The sequence below is a fragment of the Streptomyces sp. NPDC033174 genome (assembly GCF_055577795.1).
Genome location: NZ_JBVIPQ010000002.1, coordinates 314726 through 330377, shown reverse-complemented (window position 1 = coordinate 330377; position 15652 = coordinate 314726). Strand labels below are relative to the sequence as shown.

Below are 15652 nucleotides of genomic sequence, written 5' to 3'. Positions count from 1 at the left end.
GTGACAATGGCCGGGTGAACGCGTTCGACCTCGCCTCCCTGAACCCCCGGCTCCCGTCCCCTCTGGAGCCGGTCGAGGACGAGCGCTTCACCCGGCACGGCGTGCGGCTGCTGCTCAAGCGGGACGATCTGATCCACCCCGCCCTGCCCGGCAACAAGTGGCGCAAGCTCTCCCCCAATCTGCTGGCCGCCGCCGGGCGGCCGGTGGTGACCTTCGGCGGCGCCTACTCCAACCATCTGCGCGCGACCGCCGCCGCCGGCCGGCTTCTCGGCTTCCCGACCGTCGGGGTCGTACGGGGCGACGAACTGGCCGGCCGGCCCCTCAATCCGTCGCTGGCGCGCTGCGTCGCGGACGGAATGGAGCTGCTGTTCGTGGACCGGGCGACCTATCGCGCCAAGAGCGATCCGGAGGTGCTGGCGGCCGTCCTGCGCGATGCTCCGCCCGGCAGTTTCGTCGTCCCCGAGGGCGGCAGCAACGCCCTCGCGGCCCGGGGGTGCGCCGAGCTCGGCCGGGAGCTGGCCGGGGCCGCCGATGTCGTCGCGGTGGCGTGCGGTACCGGCGGCACCCTCGCCGGGCTCGCCGCGGGGCTGGGCCCCGGGCAGCGGGCGCTCGGGATACCCGTCCTCAGGGGCGGCTTCCTCGGCGGCGAGATACGCGCCCTCCAGGAACGGGCCTTCGGCGGGCCGGCCGGCGACTGGAGCCTCGACGAGCGCTTCCACTGCGGCGGCTACGCCCGCACGACTCCCGAGCTCGACGCCTTCGCAGAGGAGTTCGAGGCCCGCCATGGACTGCCCGTGGAACGTCACTATGTCGCCAAATTGCTCTACGGACTCACGACCCTGGCCGCCGAGGGCGCCTTCCCCCGCGGAACCACCGTGGCCGCCGTCGTCACCGGTCAGCCGGACGACTCCTCGCGGTAGGCGGCCGCCTCCTCCAGGTCCAGCCGGCGCAGCAGCGTGCGCATCATCTCGTCGTCGATCCGCCGGGCGTCCCGCAGCTGGACGAACACCTCCCGCTCGGCCTCGATCATCTGACGTGACAGGCGCCGGTAGGTGTCGTCCGCGCTCTCGCCGGTGAACTCGTTGACCGCTCCGAGCCGCTCCCACACCGCGTTGCGGCGACGCTCCATGACGGTCCGCAGCCGGTCGGCGAGCGGCGGCGGGAGCGCGTTGCGCTCGTCGGCGAGCAGTTCCTCCAGGCGCCGCTCGGCGGCGGTCGACGCCTCGCTCTGGGCCTGCGCCTCGGCGAGCGTCTCTGCCTGCGCGTCCCGGCGGGGCAGCTTCAGGATCCGGATCAGCGGCGGCAGGGTGAGGCCCTGCACCACCAGCGTCCCGATCACGGTCGTGAAGGTGAGGAAGAGGACCATATTGCGGGACGGGAAGGGTCCGCCGTCCGCCACCATCGGGATCGAGAAGGCGATGGCCAGCGACACCACTCCGCGCATTCCGGCCCAGCCGACGATCAGCGGGGCCTTCCAGTCCACCCCGGGCTCCCGCTCCCGTATCCGCCGTGACAGCACCCGGGGCAGGAAGGTCGCCGGATAGACCCACACGAACCGCACCACGACGACCGCCACGAAGACTCCGACCGCGTACCAGATCGCCTCGGCGATGCCGTACCGGCCGAGCCCCTGGACCACGTACGGCAGCTGGAGGCCGATCAGGGCGAAGACGGCGGACTCGAGGAGGAAGGCGACCATCTTCCACACCGCCTCCTCCTGGAGGCGGGTCGCGAAGTCCACCTGCCAGTTGTGGTGGCCGAGGTAGAGGGCGACCGTGACGACGGCGAGCACGCCGGACGCCCCGACCTCCTCGGCCGCCGCGTAGGCGATGAAGGGGATGAGCAGGGAGAGCGTGTTCTGCAGCAGGACCTCGCGCAGGTGCCGGCGCAGCCAGTGGATGGGCACCATCAGGACCAGCCCGACGCCGATGCCGCCCACCGAGGCGAGGGCGAACTCACGGATGCCCCCGCCCCAGCTCACGCCCTCGCCGACGGCCGCCGCCAGCGCGACCTTGTACGCGGTGATCGCGGTTGCGTCGTTCACCAGGGACTCGCCCTGCAGGATCGTGGTGATCCGGTGCGGAAGCCCGAGCCGGCGGGCGATGGCGGTGGCCGCGACCGCGTCCGGCGGCGCCACCACCGCCCCCAGGACCAGGGCGGCGGTCAGCGGCAGATCGGGAACGAGGGTGTAGGCGAGCCAGCCGACGGCGACCGTCGCGAAGAGGACATAGCCCACCGAGAGGAGGGCGACGGGTCTGATGTTCGCGCGCAGATCGAGATACGAGGATTCGACCGCCGCGGTGTGCAGCAGGGGCGGCAGGACCAACGGCAGCACGATGTGCGGATCGAGCGTGTAGTCGGGGACCCCGGGCACATAGGAGGCGGCGAGCCCCGCCGTCACCAGCAGCAGGGGCGCGGGCACCGGCGTCCTGCGGGCCACCCCCGCGATCGCGGCACTCGCCGCGACCAGCGCCACCAGTGGCAAAGCTTCCATCTCGGTCCCCGTCCCTCGCAACGTAACCTGGCAATCATGAGCGAGTGTCCCCACGTTGCCGAACTGCCGCGCCCCGAGCCCGAACCGCTGAGCGCCGAGTGCCCGGAGTGCCTGGCCGCCGGCACGCATCCCGTACAACTGCGGCTCTGCCTGGAATGCGGGCATGTGGGCTGCTGCGACTCCTCGGTGGGCCGGCACGCCACGGGGCACTTCCAGCGGACCGGCCACGCGGTGATGCGGAGCTTCGAGCGCGGTGAGAGCTGGCGCTGGTGCTTCGCGGACGGTTCGATCGTCTGACAGCTGGGTACGTCAAAGCTCCGCCGGTTCCTCTCAATTGGGCGGCGCAGACCCCTAGCCACTGTCCGTACTCATGGCCTTACCATGAGTGACAAGCGTCGAGGCCCGGCCACTGTGGGGGCCCCGGCGACACGGCACCATGGATCGCGATAGCGTCACGGCGGACTACGTACCACTGCGTATCGCCCGGCCTGGGGGAACTTTTCTCCTCCCGGCCCCGAAAGAGCTTGTGCCACCTTGGAGGTGAGGGTGTCCCAGATCGCAGGCGAGCCCGGGACCCAGGACTTCGTGGAAGTCCGGCTGCCCGCTGCGGGTGCCTACCTGTCCGTGCTGCGTACGGCCACGGCCGGCCTGGCGGCGCGTTTGGACTTCACCCTCGACGAGATCGAGGACCTGCGCATCGCGGTCGACGAGGCCTGCGCGATCCTGCTCCAGCAGGCCGTGCCGGGCTCCGTTCTCAGCTGCGTCTTCCGGCTGGTGGACGACTCGCTCGATGTGACGGTCTCGGCGCCGACGACGGACGGCCGGGCCCCGGAGCGGGACACGTTCGCGTGGACGGTGCTCTCGGCGCTGGCCGGCAAGGTCGAGTCGTCCGTCGCCGACGACCGTACGGTCTCGATCAGCCTGTACAAACAGCGCGGCGCGGGCCCAGGTCCGGCGTGAGGAACGGGGAGGGTCCCGTGCGAAACGAGCTACGTTCCACGGCCGGAATCCCGGATCCGACGGGCATCCCGGAGCAGCAGGCGCGGCCGCACCCCGCGGACGCACCCGGTGGGCCGGAAGGGCTCGACGGCCTTTCGGCCGCGACGGAGCAGGCGCAGGCGCAGGCTGGGGGTACCTCCCAGGCGGAGCTTCGGGGGAGGGCGGCCCATATGAGCGAGCAGGCACACGACCACCACCATCACCACGATCCGCATGACCGGAGCGGGGCGCGGGCGATGTTCGTCGAGCTGCGCAAGCTGCCCGACGGATCGCCGGAGAAGGCGGAGCTGCGCAACCAGCTGGTGCGGATGCACCTGCCGCTCGTGGAGCACCTGGCACGGCGCTTCCGCAACCGTGGCGAGCCGCTGGACGACCTGACCCAGGTCGCCACGATCGGCCTGATCAAGTCGGTGGACCGCTTCGACCCGGAGCGCGGTGTCGAGTTCTCGACCTACGCGACGCCGACCGTGGTCGGCGAGATCAAGCGGCACTTCCGGGACAAGGGCTGGGCGGTGCGGGTCCCGCGCCGCCTCCAGGAACTGCGCCTCTCCCTGACGACCGCCACGGCCGAGCTCTCCCAGCAGCACGGGCGCTCCCCGACGGTGCACGAGCTGGCGGAGCGCCTGGGCATCTCGGAGGAGGAGGTCCTGGAAGGCCTGGAGTCGGCCAACGCCTACTCCACTCTCTCCCTGGACGTCCCCGACACGGACGACGAGTCGCCGGCGGTCGCGGACACGCTGGGCGCCGAGGACGAGGCGCTGGAGGGCGTCGAGTACCGGGAGTCGCTGAAGCCGCTGCTGGAGGATCTGCCGCCGCGGGAGAAGCGCATCCTGCTGCTGCGCTTCTTCGGCAACATGACCCAGTCGCAGATCGCGCAGGAGGTCGGCATCTCGCAGATGCACGTGTCGCGCCTGCTGGCCAGGACGCTGGCGCAGCTGCGGGAGAAGCTGCTGGTGGAGGAGTAGGAGCCGGCGGGGCGGCGCCCTACGCGTCGCTTCCCGACCCCCGGATGCCCAGGGCCCGGGTCGTCTCCGGGTTCAGCAGGAGGACGAGGGCCGCCACGGCGGTCACCGCGAGGGCGATGCCCGCGGGGATCAGCGCGCTGGTGGCCTGGAGCAGCTGCCAGGCGACCGGGAGCGCGAGGATCTGCGTGATGACCGCCGGCCCTCGGCTCCAGGAGCGGCGCACCAGCAGTCCGCGCGCGGCCGCCAGCGGGATGAGACCGAGGGCGATCAGGGTCGCGCCGCCGGTCACCGCCTGGGTCCGGCTGTCGGGGCTGCCCGTGAATCCGGTCACCAGTACATACACGCCACCGACCACCAGAGCCAGGGCCTCCAGCGCGGCGAGCGCCGCCGCGGCGGTCAGGCGGGCGGGGCGCGGGGCGGTGTCCGTGGGGGTGTTCTGCTCGGTACTGCTCACCCCAGCAGGGTAGCCGCCGGCGCCTTCCACGGTCCGGACGGGGCTGGGCCAGGTACCGCGCGGTAGGTACGCTGGCGGCCATGCGCGCACTTCTTGTGGTCAATCCGGCAGCAACCACCACCAGTGCCCGCACGCGCGACGTTCTGATACACGCGCTGGCCAGCGAGATGAAGCTGGAGGCGGTGACGACCGAGTACCGCGGCCATGCCCGGGACCTCGCCCGCCGGGCCGTGGAGTCCAAGGACATAGAGATGGTCGTCGCTCTCGGTGGCGACGGCACGGTCAACGAGGTCGTGAACGGGCTTCTGCACCACGGCCCCGATCCGGAGCGGATCCCGATCCTCGCGGTCGTCCCCGGCGGCTCGACCAATGTCTTCGCCCGCGCGCTCGGCCTTCCTAACGACGCGGTGGAGGCGACCGGCGCGATTCTGGACGCGCTGCGTGAGCGCCGCGAACGTACGGTCGGTCTGGGACTGGCGTCCGGCACGCCGGGCACCGACGACGAAGCGGTTCCGGCCCGCTGGTTCACGTTCTGCGCCGGGCTCGGTTTCGACGCGGGGGTGATCGGCCGGGTCGAACAGCAGCGGGAACGCGGGAAGAGATCCACGCACGCGCTCTACGTCCGCCAGATGGTCCGCCAGTTCGTGGAGGAGCCGCACCGCCGGCACGGGACGATCACGCTGGAGAGGCCCGGCCAGGACCCCGTCGACGATCTTGTGGTGTCCATAGTCTGCAACACCTCTCCCTGGACCTACCTGGGCAATCGTCCGGTGTACGCGTCCCCGGAGGCGTCCTTCGACACCGCGCTGGACGTGCTCGGACTGAGCCGTCTGTCGACCCCGGCGGTGGCCCGTTACGCCACCCAGCTGCTGACCTCGACGCCGGAGCGCGGTCCGCACGGCAAGCATGCCCTCACTCTGCACGACCTGACCGACTTCACCTTGCATTCGAAGGTTCCGCTCCCCTTCCAGATGGACGGAGACCACCTGGGCCTGCGTACGGGCGTGACGTTCACAGGCGTTCGCCGTGCACTGCGTGTGATTGTGTGAGCGGAAGGGCCCAAAGGCCTTTCACTCGAACGTTTAGGCTGGCATCCACCCCATAGAAGTACGGCTGTGACCTAGCCGACACCGAGGAATCAAAAAAAACTTTCCGGAAGGGGTTGTATCCGCCGCCGAGGTTTGCGAATCTCTACATGGCGCTCGGGACGGCCCGCAGGATCGGCCTCCACTGAGCACCAGAACCCCTCCTCATTCCAAGGACCACACCAGTCCAGCTGGCAGTCGGCCCTTCCCTTGCGGGGGGATTCGTGAAAGCGTTCACATTCACAAGCAACGTGCATGTCACACAAGAGAGGTAGCAGCCATGGACTGGCGTCACAACGCCGTTTGTCGTGAGGAAGACCCCGAGCTGTTCTTCCCCATCGGCAACACCGGTCCTGCGCTGCTGCAGATCGAGGAAGCCAAGGCCGTCTGCCGCCGCTGCCCCGTCATGGAGCAGTGCCTGCAGTGGGCGCTCGAGTCCGGCCAGGACTCCGGCGTCTGGGGTGGCCTCAGCGAGGACGAGCGTCGCGCCATGAAGCGCCGCGCCGCTCGCAACCGGGCGCGCAACGCCAGCGCCTGACGCCCCCTGTTACGAGCCTGAGCCGAGCGGCGCGTACATCGCGTACGCAATCACCGCCCACGAGCCGCAGCGCGCAGCAGTAACCCACAGCATTCGAGCCCCGGACCGTCTCACACGGTCCGGGGCTCGCTGCTCTTCACGGACCGCTCTCGCCCGCCGCCATTTCCGCCCGTTGCTTCCGCGCCGCTATTTCTGCGGGTGGACGGGGATGTCGAGCACGACCCGCGTGCCGCGCTCCGGAGCGGGCTGCATGTCGAACGTGCCGCCCAACTCCCCTTCCACCAAGGTCCGTACGATCTGCAGCCCGAGGTTCCCCGCGCGCTGCGGGTCGAAGCCCTCGGGCAGCCCGCGGCCGTCGTCCTGGACCGTGATCAGCAGCCGGGCGTCGGCGCGGGCCTCGCCGCGGACCGCCGTGACCTCGACCGTGCCCTGCTCCCCCTGGGCGAAGGCGTGTTCGAGGGCGTTCTGCAGGATCTCGGTGAGGACCATCGAGAGCGGGGTGGCGACCTCGGCGTCGAGGATGCCGAAGCGGCCGTTGCGCCGGCAGGTCACCTTGCCCGGGGAGATCTCCGCCACCATGGCGATCACCCGGTCCGCGATCTCGTCGAACTCGACACGCTCGTCCAGGTTCTGCGAGAGCGTCTCGTGCACGATCGCGATCGAACCGACGCGCCGCACCGCCTCGTTCAGTGCCTCGCGGCCCTGCTCGGAATCCATCCGGCGGGCCTGGAGCCGCAACAGGGCGGCGACCGTCTGGAGGTTGTTCTTCACCCGGTGGTGGATCTCCCGGATGGTGGCGTCCTTGGTGATCAACTCACGCTCTCGGCGACGGAGTTCGGTGACGTCGCGCAGGAGTACGAGCGAGCCGACGCGGGTGCCCTTGGGCTTCAGCGGAATGGCCCGCAGCTGGATGACACCGCCGTTGCCCTCGATCTCCGTCTCCCGGGGCGCGTAGCCGCTGGCCAGCTTGACCAGCGCCTCGTCGACCGGGCCGCGGGAGGGGGCGAGTTCGGCGGTGATCTGGCCGAGGTGCTGGCCGACCAGGTCGGCGGCGAGGCCGAGACGGTGGTACGCGGAGAGGGCGTTGGGCGAGGCGTACTGGACGACGCCATCGGCGTCGAGCCTGATCAGGCCGTCGCCCGCGCGCGGGGAGGCGTCCATGTCGACCTGCTGGCCGGGGAACGGAAACGTTCCGGCCGCGATCATCTGGGCCAGGTCGGACGCGGACTGGAGGTAGGTGAGCTCCAGCCGGGAGGGCGTACGGACCGTGAGGAGGTTCGTATTGCGGGCGATGACTCCGAGGACGCGGCCCTCGCGGCGTACGGGGATCGACTCGACCCGCACCGGGACCTCCTCGCGCCACTCCGGGTCGCCCTCGCGCACGATCCGGCCCTCGTCGAGAGCGGCGTCGAGCAGCGGGCGGCGCCCTCGCGGGACGAGATGGCCGACCATGTCGTCCTGGTAGGAGGTGGGGCCCGTGTTCGGCCGCATCTGGGCGACCGAGACATAACGGGTGCCGTCCAGGGTGGGAACCCAGAGAACGAGGTCGGCGAAGGAGAGGTCGGAGAGCAGCTGCCACTCCGAGACCAGCAGGTGGAGCCACTCGAGGTCGGTCTCACTCAGAGCGGTGTGCTGGCGTACGAGGTCGTTCATGGAGGGCACGTGGCGAGCGTACCCGCGGAATTACAAGGCGGTGAACCTGGATCTCCGGGCGTCCGTGTTGGAGGATGGGCCGGGAAGGACCGTGTTCCCATGGATGGACAGACAAGAATGGTCTAGTCCACAATGGACAGATAAAGCCTCCACTCTCCCCGCACAGGAGGGTGGAACGAGGTACCGGCGCTCTCTGCCCTGACTGCGTCGAGACCTCTACACGGCCGAGGGACCGCACACCCCCGGCCTGCTGCTCCGGGCTGCGGTGCCGGACGGGTTGAGGGTCCCGTCCTGGCGCCGCGGCCCGCGGGTGTTTCAGGGGGCGGGCGGCCAGGCCCGCATCGCGTTCTCCGCCAGGGCCTCCAGCTCCTCCTTCGAGGCGCCGTCCCGTGCCTGCTGCGACATCCCCTGCATCACGGCTCCGCTGAAGCGGGCCAGGGCGCGGGCGTCGGTGTCCGCCGGGAGCAGGCCCGCCGCGACGTCCGCGCGGATCCGGCTCTCGAAGCTCTCCAGCGTGGCGTTGCGACGGTCACGCAGGGCCTGCTCGACATCGGGGGCCGTGCAGTTGATCGCGGCGCTGATCATGAGGCAGCCGTACGGGTGGTCCGGGTCGGTGTACTCGGCGGCGGCTTCCCGCAGCAGCCGGCGCAGGCCCTCCCGGGCGGTCGGCTCCTCGGCGAGGGCGCGGGCGCCGAAGGATCCGTAGCTCCGGGCGTAGGCCTCGACGACCTCGCCGAACAGCGCCTTCTTGTCGCCGAAGGCCGCGTACAGGCTGGGCGCGCCGATGCCCATCACCCGGGTGAGGTCGGCGACGGAGGTCGTTTCGTAGCCGTGCTCCCAGAAGGCCCTGGTCGCCTTGTCGAGGGCCGCGTCGCGGTCGAAGGACCGGGGCCGGCCGCGCTGTTTCGTCGCCATGGCGGTCATTTTATAGCGAGCGCTAGAAAAGCTGCTAACGTCTTTCTGTAGCGACCACTAGGGAAATGGGGGGGCGTCTCATGAGCACGCTCGCGGGCAGGACGGCGCTGGTCACCGGCGGCAGCAGGGGGATCGGACGGGCCGTCGCGGAACGGCTGGGCCGGGACGGGGCGCGGGTGGGTGTGCACTACGGCCGCAACGAGGCGGCGGCCGCACAGACGGTGGCGGCGATCGAGGCGGCCGGCGGTGAGGCGTTCGCGCTCCGCGCCGAGCTGGGGGTGGCGGGAGACGCGGAGAGGCTGTGGGCCGCGTTCGACGAGCACGCCGACGGGCTCGACATCCTGGTCGGCAACGCCGGAGCGGCGGCGTTCGCGGGGATCGCGGAGACGGACGAGGAGACGTACGACCGGATCCACGCGGTCAACGCCAAGGCGCCGTTCTTCGTGATCAAGCACGGTCTGGGGCGGTTGCGGGACGGTGGGCGGATCGTCAATGTCACCGGGACGCCGGACATCGCCCTGCCGGCCATCCTCGCCACGATCATGGCCAAGGGCGCGGTGAACGCGCTGACCCGCTCCCTCGCGGCGGAGCTCGCCCCGCGCGGGATCACCGTGAACTCGGTCGGTCCCGGAGTCGTCGAGACCGACCTGAACGCGGCCTGGCTCGCCGACCCCGCGGCCCGCGCCCACGTGGCCTCCCGCTCGGTCTTCAACCGCCTCGGCACGACCGCGGAGGTCGCGGACGTGGTCGCCTTCCTGGCCTCACCCGACGCCCGCTGGGTGACGGGCCAGCACCTGGACGCGACGGGCGGCCTGCTGCTCTCGCTGCTGTAGCGGCGCGGGGCGGCCGGGGCGGTCAGCGCGTCTCCGTCACCTTCATCAGAGCCCTGGGGGCGTCCGGGTCCTGGCCCCGGGCGATGGTCACCTCGTACGCGAGGAGTTGGAGCGGAAGGATCTCCAGGATCGGCTGGATCTCCTCCGGGACGCCCCGGGTCGGGAGGGCGAAGCCCGCGGAGGCCGCGTCGACCGCCGGTTTCGGGCCGACCACCATCAGGTCCGCGCCCCGGCCGCGCAGACGGTCCAGGACGGGCTGGAGGGCCTGGCCGCCGTGCCCCTCGGGGACGACCGCGATGACCGGCGAGATGTTGTCCACCATGGCGAGCGGACCATGCAGCAGGTCGGCGCCGGAGTAGGCCAGCGCCGGGATGTAGCTGGTCTCCATCAGCTTCAGGGCCGCTTCCTTCGCGGTGGGGTAGCCGTAGCCCCGCGAGGTGATCACCATGCGCTCGGCGAAGCGGTAGCGGGACGCCAGCCGCCGCACCTCGTCCCGGCGCGCCAGGACGGACTCGGCGAGCTCCGGCAGGTCCCGCGCGGACGTGGCGTCGCCGCCGCGCAGACCCTCGACGAAGAGGTGGAGGGCCAGCAGCGAGGCGGTGTACGTCTTGGTCGCGGGCAGCGCCCTCTCCGGGCCCGCGAGGACGTCGACGTGGTACTCGGAGACGGCCGCCAGCGGTGAGTCCGGGTTGTTGGTGACCGCGACGGTGACGGCGCCGGCCTCCCGGGCCGCCCGGGTGGAGGCCACCAGGTCCGGGGACCCGCCGGACTGACTGACGGTGACGACCAGGACGTCCCGCAGATCGGGCACCGCTCCGTACGCCGTCGTCGTGGACATGGACGTCAGCCCGCAGGGCAGTCCCAGCCGGATCTCCACGAGGTATTTCGCGTAGAGCGCCGCGTTGTCGGAGGTGCCGCGCGCCGTGAGCAGGACGAAGCGGGGACGGCGGGCGGAGACGGCCTCGGCGGTGCGGCGGATCGCGGAGGCGCCGTCGGCGAGGATCCGGCGCAGCACGGCGGGCTGCTCCGCGATCTCACCGGCCATGATGCAGCCGGGCTGCTCGCTCATGGGCGGTCCTTCCAGGTGGCTGTCCCGGTGCGCCCAGTCGACCATGGGAGGGCGCGCACTCGCCAGTGGAGAGCCCGGGCGGGAGCGGCCGTACGGAACCGGACAAACGCCCGAAGCGACGGCCCCCACTCTGCTAGATTGGTCTATACCACACGAGACCCCTTTTCAGATCGGCAGGCCCAGCGTGGAAGTTGTCATCGTCCCGGACGCAACGGCAGGCGGAGAGCTCATCGCGGAGGGCATCGCCGGCCTGCTGCGCCGCACGCCCGACGCTCTGCTCGGCGTGGCCACCGGCTCGACTCCGCTGCCCATCTACGAAGCCCTCAAGGCCAAGGCCGACGCGGGTGCCGTGGACGTCTCGCGCGCCCGGATCGCCCAGCTCGACGAGTACGTGGGCCTGCCCGCGGGGCACCCCGAGTCGTACCGCGCAACCGTCCTGCGCCAGGTCGTGGAGCCCCTCGGCCTCTCCCCGGAGTCCTTCATGGGCCCCGACGGCTCCGCCGAGGACGTCCAGGCCGCCTGCGAGGCGTACGACAAGGCCCTGAAGGACGCCGGGGGCGTCGACCTCCAGATCCTCGGCATCGGCACGGACGGGCACATCGGCTTCAACGAGCCGTGCTCCTCGCTCGCCTCCCGCACCCGCATCAAGACCCTCACCGAGCAGACCCGCGTCGACAACGCGCGCTTCTTCGACGACGACATCGAGCAGGTCCCGCACCACGTCATCACCCAGGGCATCGGCACCATCCTGGAGGCCCGCCACCTGGTACTGCTGGCCACCGGCGAGGGCAAGGCGGAGGCCGTGGCGCAGACGGTCGAGGGTCCCGTCGCCGCGATCGTGCCCGCGTCCGCGCTCCAGCTGCACCCGCACGCCACGGTCGTCGTGGACGAGGCCGCCGCGTCCAAGCTGAAGCTCGCCCACTACTTCCGCCACACCTACGCCAACAAGCCCGGCTGGCAGGGCATCTAGACCGCACGGTGAAGGGCCGGTACCCGGTGGGTACCGGCCCTTCACCATGCGCAGCGCGGCCATGACGCCCGCGCGGCCGTCACTTGCCGGCGATGACCTCCGCCGCGGCGATTCCGCACACCCGCGCCGCCCCGTGCGTCGCGATGTGCAGCGCGCCCCGCGGCTCCGCCCGGTTCAGGCCCATCTCGACCACGACCGTGTCGGGGCGGGCGGCGAGCAGGGCGTCCAGGGCCGAGGTCATCCACGGGTGGCGGTGGGCGTCGCGTACGACGGCGACGATCCGGCGCTGCCCGGCGGCGGCGAGGACGGCCTCGACCGAGGCGTCCGCGTACGAACCGGTCAGCGTGCCGGGCAGCAGCCGCGCGAGCTCGGCCGAGACACCCCAGGGCGTCTCGTCACCGACCGCGATGTTGGCCACGGGTGTGAAGGCGGCGACGTACGCCGGTTCGGCAGGGGCCACCCGCTCGCCGGTCACGGTCAGCGCGCGGCGCGCCGCGACCAGCCCGATGTCGGTGCCGGGCGCGGTCCCCTCCTGCGTTGCCGCGCCCGGCTCCGATACAGCCCCCCTGGCCCGACGCGCCTGGGTCCAGGACGCGAGGGCGCGCACACGCGCCGCCGCGTCGGCCAGCCGCTCCTCGGACAGGTCGCCGGTCCGTACCGCTTCGACCAGCGCGTCGCGCAGTCGCAGTACGGTCTCCTCGTCCGCCAGGCCGCCGCCGACGCAGATGGCGTCGGCGCCCGCCGCGATCGCGAGGACGGAGCCACGCTCGATGCCGTACGTCGACGCGATGGCCTGCATCTCCATGCCATCGGTGACGATCAGCCCGTCGAAGCCGAGCTCCTCGCGGAGCAGACCGGTGAGGATCTGCGGGCTGAGAGTCGCCGGGCGATCGGGGTCGAGCGCGGGGAGCAGGATATGCGCGCTCATCACCGCTTTGGAACCCGCCGCGATGGCCGCGCGGAAAGGCACCAGCTCACGGGCGTGGAGTGTGGCGAGGTCCACATCGATCCGGGGCAGCGCGTGGTGCGAATCGACATTGGTGTCGCCGTGGCCGGGGAAGTGCTTGGTGCAGGCGGCGACGCCGGCGGCCTGGAGGCCTTCGACGTACGCGACGGTGTGGCGGGCCACCAGATCGGTGCCGGCGCCGAAGGACCGTACACCGATGACCGGATTGTCCGGGTTGGAGTTGACGTCGGCGGACGGCGCCCAGTTGAAGTCGACCCCGCACGCGGCGAGGCGCCGGCCCAGCTCGCGGGCGACGGCCCGGGTCAGGTCCGTGTCGTCGACGGTGCCCAGCGCGTAGTTGCCGGGGAAGGAGGAGCCGGTCCGGACCTCCAGGCGGGTGACGTCGCCGCCCTCCTCGTCGATGGCGACGAGGACGTCGTCCCGCTCGGCCCGCAGCTGGACGGTGAGGGCGGCGAGTTGTGCCGGTGAGGCGATGTTGCGGCCGAAGAGGCCGACGGAGGAGAGCCCTTCGCCGATGCGGCGGAGCAGCCAGTCGGGCGCGGTGGTGCCGACGAAGCCGGGCTGGAGGACGGTGAGGGCGTCCTGGGTCAGCGTCCCGGTACCGGATACGAGCGTCGTCATGAGGCGGCGTTATCCCTTCACGGCGCCGGCGGTCATACCGCCGACGGCCCGGCGCTGGAGGAAGAGGAAGACGATGAGCACGGGGAGGGCGAAGAGCGTGGAGGCCGCCATGGTGGCCCCCCAGTCGCTGCCGAACGCGGTCTGGAACTGCGTCAGCCAGAGCGTCAGCGTCTGCGACTCCTTGTCCTTGTTGAGGATCAGGACCATGGCGAACTCGTTCCACGCGGTGATGAAGCCGAAGAGCGAGGTCGACATGAGGCCGGGAGCGAGCAGCGGGAAGATCACCTTGAGGAACGCCTGGCCGCGGGTGCAGCCGTCGATGAGCGCCGCCTCTTCCAGCTCGACCGGGACCGCCGCGATGAAGCCGCGCAGCGTCCAGATGGTGAAGGGCAGGACCATCACGAAGTACACCAGTGTGAGCAGCGGGATGCTGTTCAGCATGTCGCTGTCCCGGGCGATGATGTACATGACGATGACCATGACCTCCCAGGGGGCCATCTGCGCCATCATCACGCCGAGGACCAGGCCCTTGCGGCCGCGGAACTTCATCCGGGCGATCGCGAAGCTCGCCGCCAGGGCGACGACCAGGGCCAGAAGCACCGCGCCGACCGTGACCGTGAGGCTGTTGACGACGTACGTCCAGAACAGGTCGACACCGGTCGCGGTCGTGTAGTTCTCGCCGGTCGGCACGAAGAGGAAGACCGGGTCCTTGCTGAGGATCTCGCTCTGCGGCTTCAGCGAGGAGGAGAGCATCCAGTAGACCGGGAAGACGAACACCACGGCGAGGACGAGCGCCGTCAGGTTCTTGAGGATCGCGCCGGGCCGCACGGGCTTTCTGCGGCGCCGGGCGGGGGCCGCGGGGGTCTTGGAGAGGGTGGTCGTGCTCACTGCTCCTCCTCCTGCTTCAGGATCAGGCGGAAGTAGAAGGACATGACGGCGATCAGCATCACGATCGTGAGGACGGAGACCGCCGCGGCGAGGCCGTAGTGGGCCTGGCTCTGGCCGACGATGTACGCGTAGACCGTAAGGGTCTCGGAACTGCGGTCCGGACCGCCGGAGTTCATGGCGTACACCTGGGTGAAGGCCTTGAAGACCCAGATGATCTCCAGAAACGTGGTGATCATGAAGAACGGCTTCAGGTTCGGGAAGACCACGGACCAGAAGGTGCGCCAGCCGTTCGCGCCGTCCATCTTGGCGGCCTCGTACAGCTCGGTGCCGATCGTGGTGAGGCCCGCGTACATGTTGAGCGCGACGAAGGGGATGGAGCCCCAGGCCACCAGGATCGTGATGATGACGAGCGAGGAGAACCCGGTCTCGAACCAGTTGTGCTGGTCGTAGCCGGTGAATCCGAGCATCCGCATCAGCCAGTTGACGACGCCGAACTGCTCGTCGAAGAGCCAGCGGAAGACCGTGACCGAGGCGACGATCGGCATGGCCCAGGCCATCATCAGCGCCAGCGAGAGCACCAGACGCATCTTCTTGCCGAGCCGGTTGAGCAGCAGGCCGAGGAGCGTGCCGACACCCATGATCACGGCGACGTTCGCGGCCGTGAAGAGGAGGCTTCGGACCACGACGGTCCAGAAGTCCGGGTCACCGATCAGCTCGGTGTAGTTCTCGAAACCGATCCACTGCGGCCTACGGGTGATCAGTTCCTTCCGGTTGACCTGCTGGAAGGAGAGGATCACATTGCGCGCGAGCGGATAGAGCAGCAGCACCGCCATGGAGAGGACGGCGGGGCCGATCAGCAGGTACGGCAGCAGCCCGCCGGGCAGGGCGCGCCTGCCGCGAGGAGGCTGAAGGACTTCCTTCGATCCGGAAGGGGGTGGCGGAGTCTGAGACGGCCCTGCCGCCCTCCCCGACGCGTCCTGGGGAGCGGAGGTCACCGCTCCCTGGGAGTCCACGGTCATGGTCTTCTTCCTCGCGGTTCTGGGGCTCCCGCGCCCAACGGGCCCGCGGCCCCGGGGGAACGGGCCGCTGTGCACTGCGATGACCCGGTGGTGGGGGGGGGGGGGGGGGGGGGGGGGGGGGGGGGGGGGGGGGGGGAGGAGGGGGGGGGGGGGGGGGTGGGGGGGGGGGTATTTGGCTATGC

16 protein-coding genes are annotated in these 15652 nt (G+C 70.8%); 8 read left to right on the top strand and 8 right to left on the bottom strand.

All coding sequences use genetic code 11. From position 1 onward, the window contains the following. Positions 1-14: 14 nt before the first annotated feature. Positions 15-920 (top strand): 1-aminocyclopropane-1-carboxylate deaminase/D-cysteine desulfhydrase, encoded by a 906-nt coding sequence (locus tag ACZ5VC_RS07805; protein ID WP_469119212.1) that lies wholly within the window; start codon positions 15-17, stop codon positions 918-920. Here ACZ5VC_RS07805 and ACZ5VC_RS07800 read toward each other — a convergent pair. Then, positions 896-2494 (bottom strand): Na+/H+ antiporter, encoded by a 1599-nt coding sequence (locus tag ACZ5VC_RS07800; RefSeq protein WP_469119211.1) that lies wholly within the window; start codon positions 2492-2494, stop codon positions 896-898. The two genes, ACZ5VC_RS07805 and ACZ5VC_RS07800, sit on opposite strands and share 25 nt — an antisense overlap. Positions 2495-2530: 36 nt before the next feature. Between ACZ5VC_RS07800 and ACZ5VC_RS07795 the strand changes: the two genes are divergently transcribed. The 3 genes from ACZ5VC_RS07795 (at position 2531) to ACZ5VC_RS07785 (ending at position 4458) form a co-directional block, all read left to right on the top strand. Continuing rightward, positions 2531-2791: a UBP-type zinc finger domain-containing protein gene (locus tag ACZ5VC_RS07795; protein ID WP_469119210.1), complete on the top strand. Its 261-nt coding sequence runs from the start codon at positions 2531-2533 to the stop codon at positions 2789-2791. Between the two features lie 249 nt (positions 2792-3040). Beyond that, positions 3041-3454: an ATP-binding protein gene (locus ACZ5VC_RS07790; protein WP_019889334.1), complete on the top strand. Its 414-nt coding sequence runs from the start codon at positions 3041-3043 to the stop codon at positions 3452-3454. Continuing rightward, complete coding sequence (locus ACZ5VC_RS07785; RefSeq protein WP_469119209.1) at positions 3451-4458, top strand: RNA polymerase sigma factor SigF; 1008 nt, start codon at positions 3451-3453, stop codon at positions 4456-4458. Before ACZ5VC_RS07790 ends, ACZ5VC_RS07785 begins: the two co-directional genes overlap by 4 nt. A gap of 19 nt (positions 4459-4477) precedes the next feature. Here ACZ5VC_RS07785 and ACZ5VC_RS07780 read toward each other — a convergent pair whose 3' ends face one another. Next, positions 4478-4912, bottom strand: coding sequence for a hypothetical protein (locus ACZ5VC_RS07780; protein WP_469119208.1), 435 nt, complete (start codon positions 4910-4912; stop codon positions 4478-4480). Between the two features lie 80 nt (positions 4913-4992). On the opposite strand from ACZ5VC_RS07780, the gene ACZ5VC_RS07775 reads away from it, so the two are divergent. Then, on the top strand, positions 4993-5961 hold the full coding sequence (locus tag ACZ5VC_RS07775; RefSeq protein ID WP_469119207.1) for a diacylglycerol/lipid kinase family protein: 969 nt from the start codon (positions 4993-4995) through the stop codon (positions 5959-5961). Positions 5962-6277: 316 nt separating this feature from the next. Beyond that, the gene (locus ACZ5VC_RS07770; protein ID WP_003953983.1) at positions 6278-6535 is read left to right on the top strand and encodes a WhiB family transcriptional regulator; all 258 of its coding nucleotides are present in this window, start codon (positions 6278-6280) and stop codon (positions 6533-6535) included. 186 nt (positions 6536-6721) lie between these two features. Here the strand turns inward: ACZ5VC_RS07770 and ACZ5VC_RS07765 are convergent, their stop codons facing one another. Together ACZ5VC_RS07765 and ACZ5VC_RS07760 are read right to left on the bottom strand one after the other, a co-directional pair. Continuing rightward, a complete protein-coding gene (locus ACZ5VC_RS07765) occupies positions 6722-8188 on the bottom strand; it encodes a sensor histidine kinase (protein WP_469119586.1) in 1467 nt (488 codons plus the stop codon). Positions 8189-8503: 315 nt separating this feature from the next. After that, positions 8504-9103, bottom strand: coding sequence for a TetR/AcrR family transcriptional regulator (locus ACZ5VC_RS07760; RefSeq protein WP_469119206.1), 600 nt, complete (start codon positions 9101-9103; stop codon positions 8504-8506). A gap of 80 nt (positions 9104-9183) precedes the next feature. Here ACZ5VC_RS07760 and ACZ5VC_RS07755 point away from each other — a divergent pair, with 80 nt between their 5' ends. Beyond that, a complete protein-coding gene (locus tag ACZ5VC_RS07755; protein WP_469119205.1) occupies positions 9184-9936 on the top strand; it encodes an SDR family NAD(P)-dependent oxidoreductase in 753 nt (250 codons plus the stop codon). A 22-nt stretch (positions 9937-9958) separates the two neighbouring features. On the opposite strand, the gene ACZ5VC_RS07750 is transcribed toward ACZ5VC_RS07755, so the two are convergent. Then, on the bottom strand, positions 9959-11005 hold the full coding sequence (locus ACZ5VC_RS07750) for an SIS domain-containing protein (RefSeq protein WP_469119204.1): 1047 nt from the start codon (positions 11003-11005) through the stop codon (positions 9959-9961). Positions 11006-11189: 184 nt separating this feature from the next. On the opposite strand from ACZ5VC_RS07750, the gene nagB reads away from it, so the two are divergent. Beyond that, positions 11190-11975 carry a glucosamine-6-phosphate deaminase gene (gene nagB, locus ACZ5VC_RS07745; protein WP_469119203.1) on the top strand — a complete coding sequence of 262 codons (786 nt, stop codon included), beginning with the start codon at positions 11190-11192 and terminating at the stop codon, positions 11973-11975. Between the two features lie 79 nt (positions 11976-12054). On the opposite strand, the gene ACZ5VC_RS07740 is transcribed toward nagB, so the two are convergent. The 3 genes from ACZ5VC_RS07740 to ACZ5VC_RS07730 are packed head-to-tail and all read right to left on the bottom strand — an operon-like array spanning position 12055 to position 15470. After that, entirely contained in the window at positions 12055-13563 is a 1509-nt protein-coding gene (locus ACZ5VC_RS07740) for a glycoside hydrolase family 3 protein (RefSeq protein WP_469119202.1), read from the bottom strand. 9 nt (positions 13564-13572) lie between these two features. Continuing rightward, positions 13573-14391: a carbohydrate ABC transporter permease gene (locus ACZ5VC_RS07735; protein WP_468707429.1), complete on the bottom strand. Its 819-nt coding sequence runs from the start codon at positions 14389-14391 to the stop codon at positions 13573-13575. A 56-nt stretch (positions 14392-14447) separates the two neighbouring features. Then, entirely contained in the window at positions 14448-15470 is a 1023-nt protein-coding gene (locus ACZ5VC_RS07730; protein ID WP_469119201.1) for a carbohydrate ABC transporter permease, read from the bottom strand. Between the last annotated feature and the right edge of the window lie 182 nt (positions 15471-15652).

Coding starts and splice junctions, on each gene's coding strand:
- ACZ5VC_RS07800 (WP_469119211.1), bottom strand. CDS start 2,494: ATGGAAGCTTTGCCACTGGTGGCGCTGGTCGCGGCGAGTGCCGCGATC.
- ACZ5VC_RS07795 (WP_469119210.1), top strand. CDS start 2,531: ATGAGCGAGTGTCCCCACGTTGCCGAACTGCCGCGCCCCGAGCCCGAA.
- ACZ5VC_RS07775 (WP_469119207.1), top strand. CDS start 4,993: ATGCGCGCACTTCTTGTGGTCAATCCGGCAGCAACCACCACCAGTGCC.
- ACZ5VC_RS07770 (WP_003953983.1), top strand. CDS start 6,278: ATGGACTGGCGTCACAACGCCGTTTGTCGTGAGGAAGACCCCGAGCTG.
- ACZ5VC_RS07765 (WP_469119586.1), bottom strand. CDS start 8,188: ATGAACGACCTCGTACGCCAGCACACCGCTCTGAGTGAGACCGACCTC.
- ACZ5VC_RS07760 (WP_469119206.1), bottom strand. CDS start 9,103: ATGGCGACGAAACAGCGCGGCCGGCCCCGGTCCTTCGACCGCGACGCG.
- ACZ5VC_RS07755 (WP_469119205.1), top strand. CDS start 9,184: ATGAGCACGCTCGCGGGCAGGACGGCGCTGGTCACCGGCGGCAGCAGG.
- ACZ5VC_RS07750 (WP_469119204.1), bottom strand. CDS start 11,005: ATGAGCGAGCAGCCCGGCTGCATCATGGCCGGTGAGATCGCGGAGCAG.
- ACZ5VC_RS07740 (WP_469119202.1), bottom strand. CDS start 13,563: ATGACGACGCTCGTATCCGGTACCGGGACGCTGACCCAGGACGCCCTC.
- ACZ5VC_RS07730 (WP_469119201.1), bottom strand. CDS start 15,470: ATGACCGTGGACTCCCAGGGAGCGGTGACCTCCGCTCCCCAGGACGCG.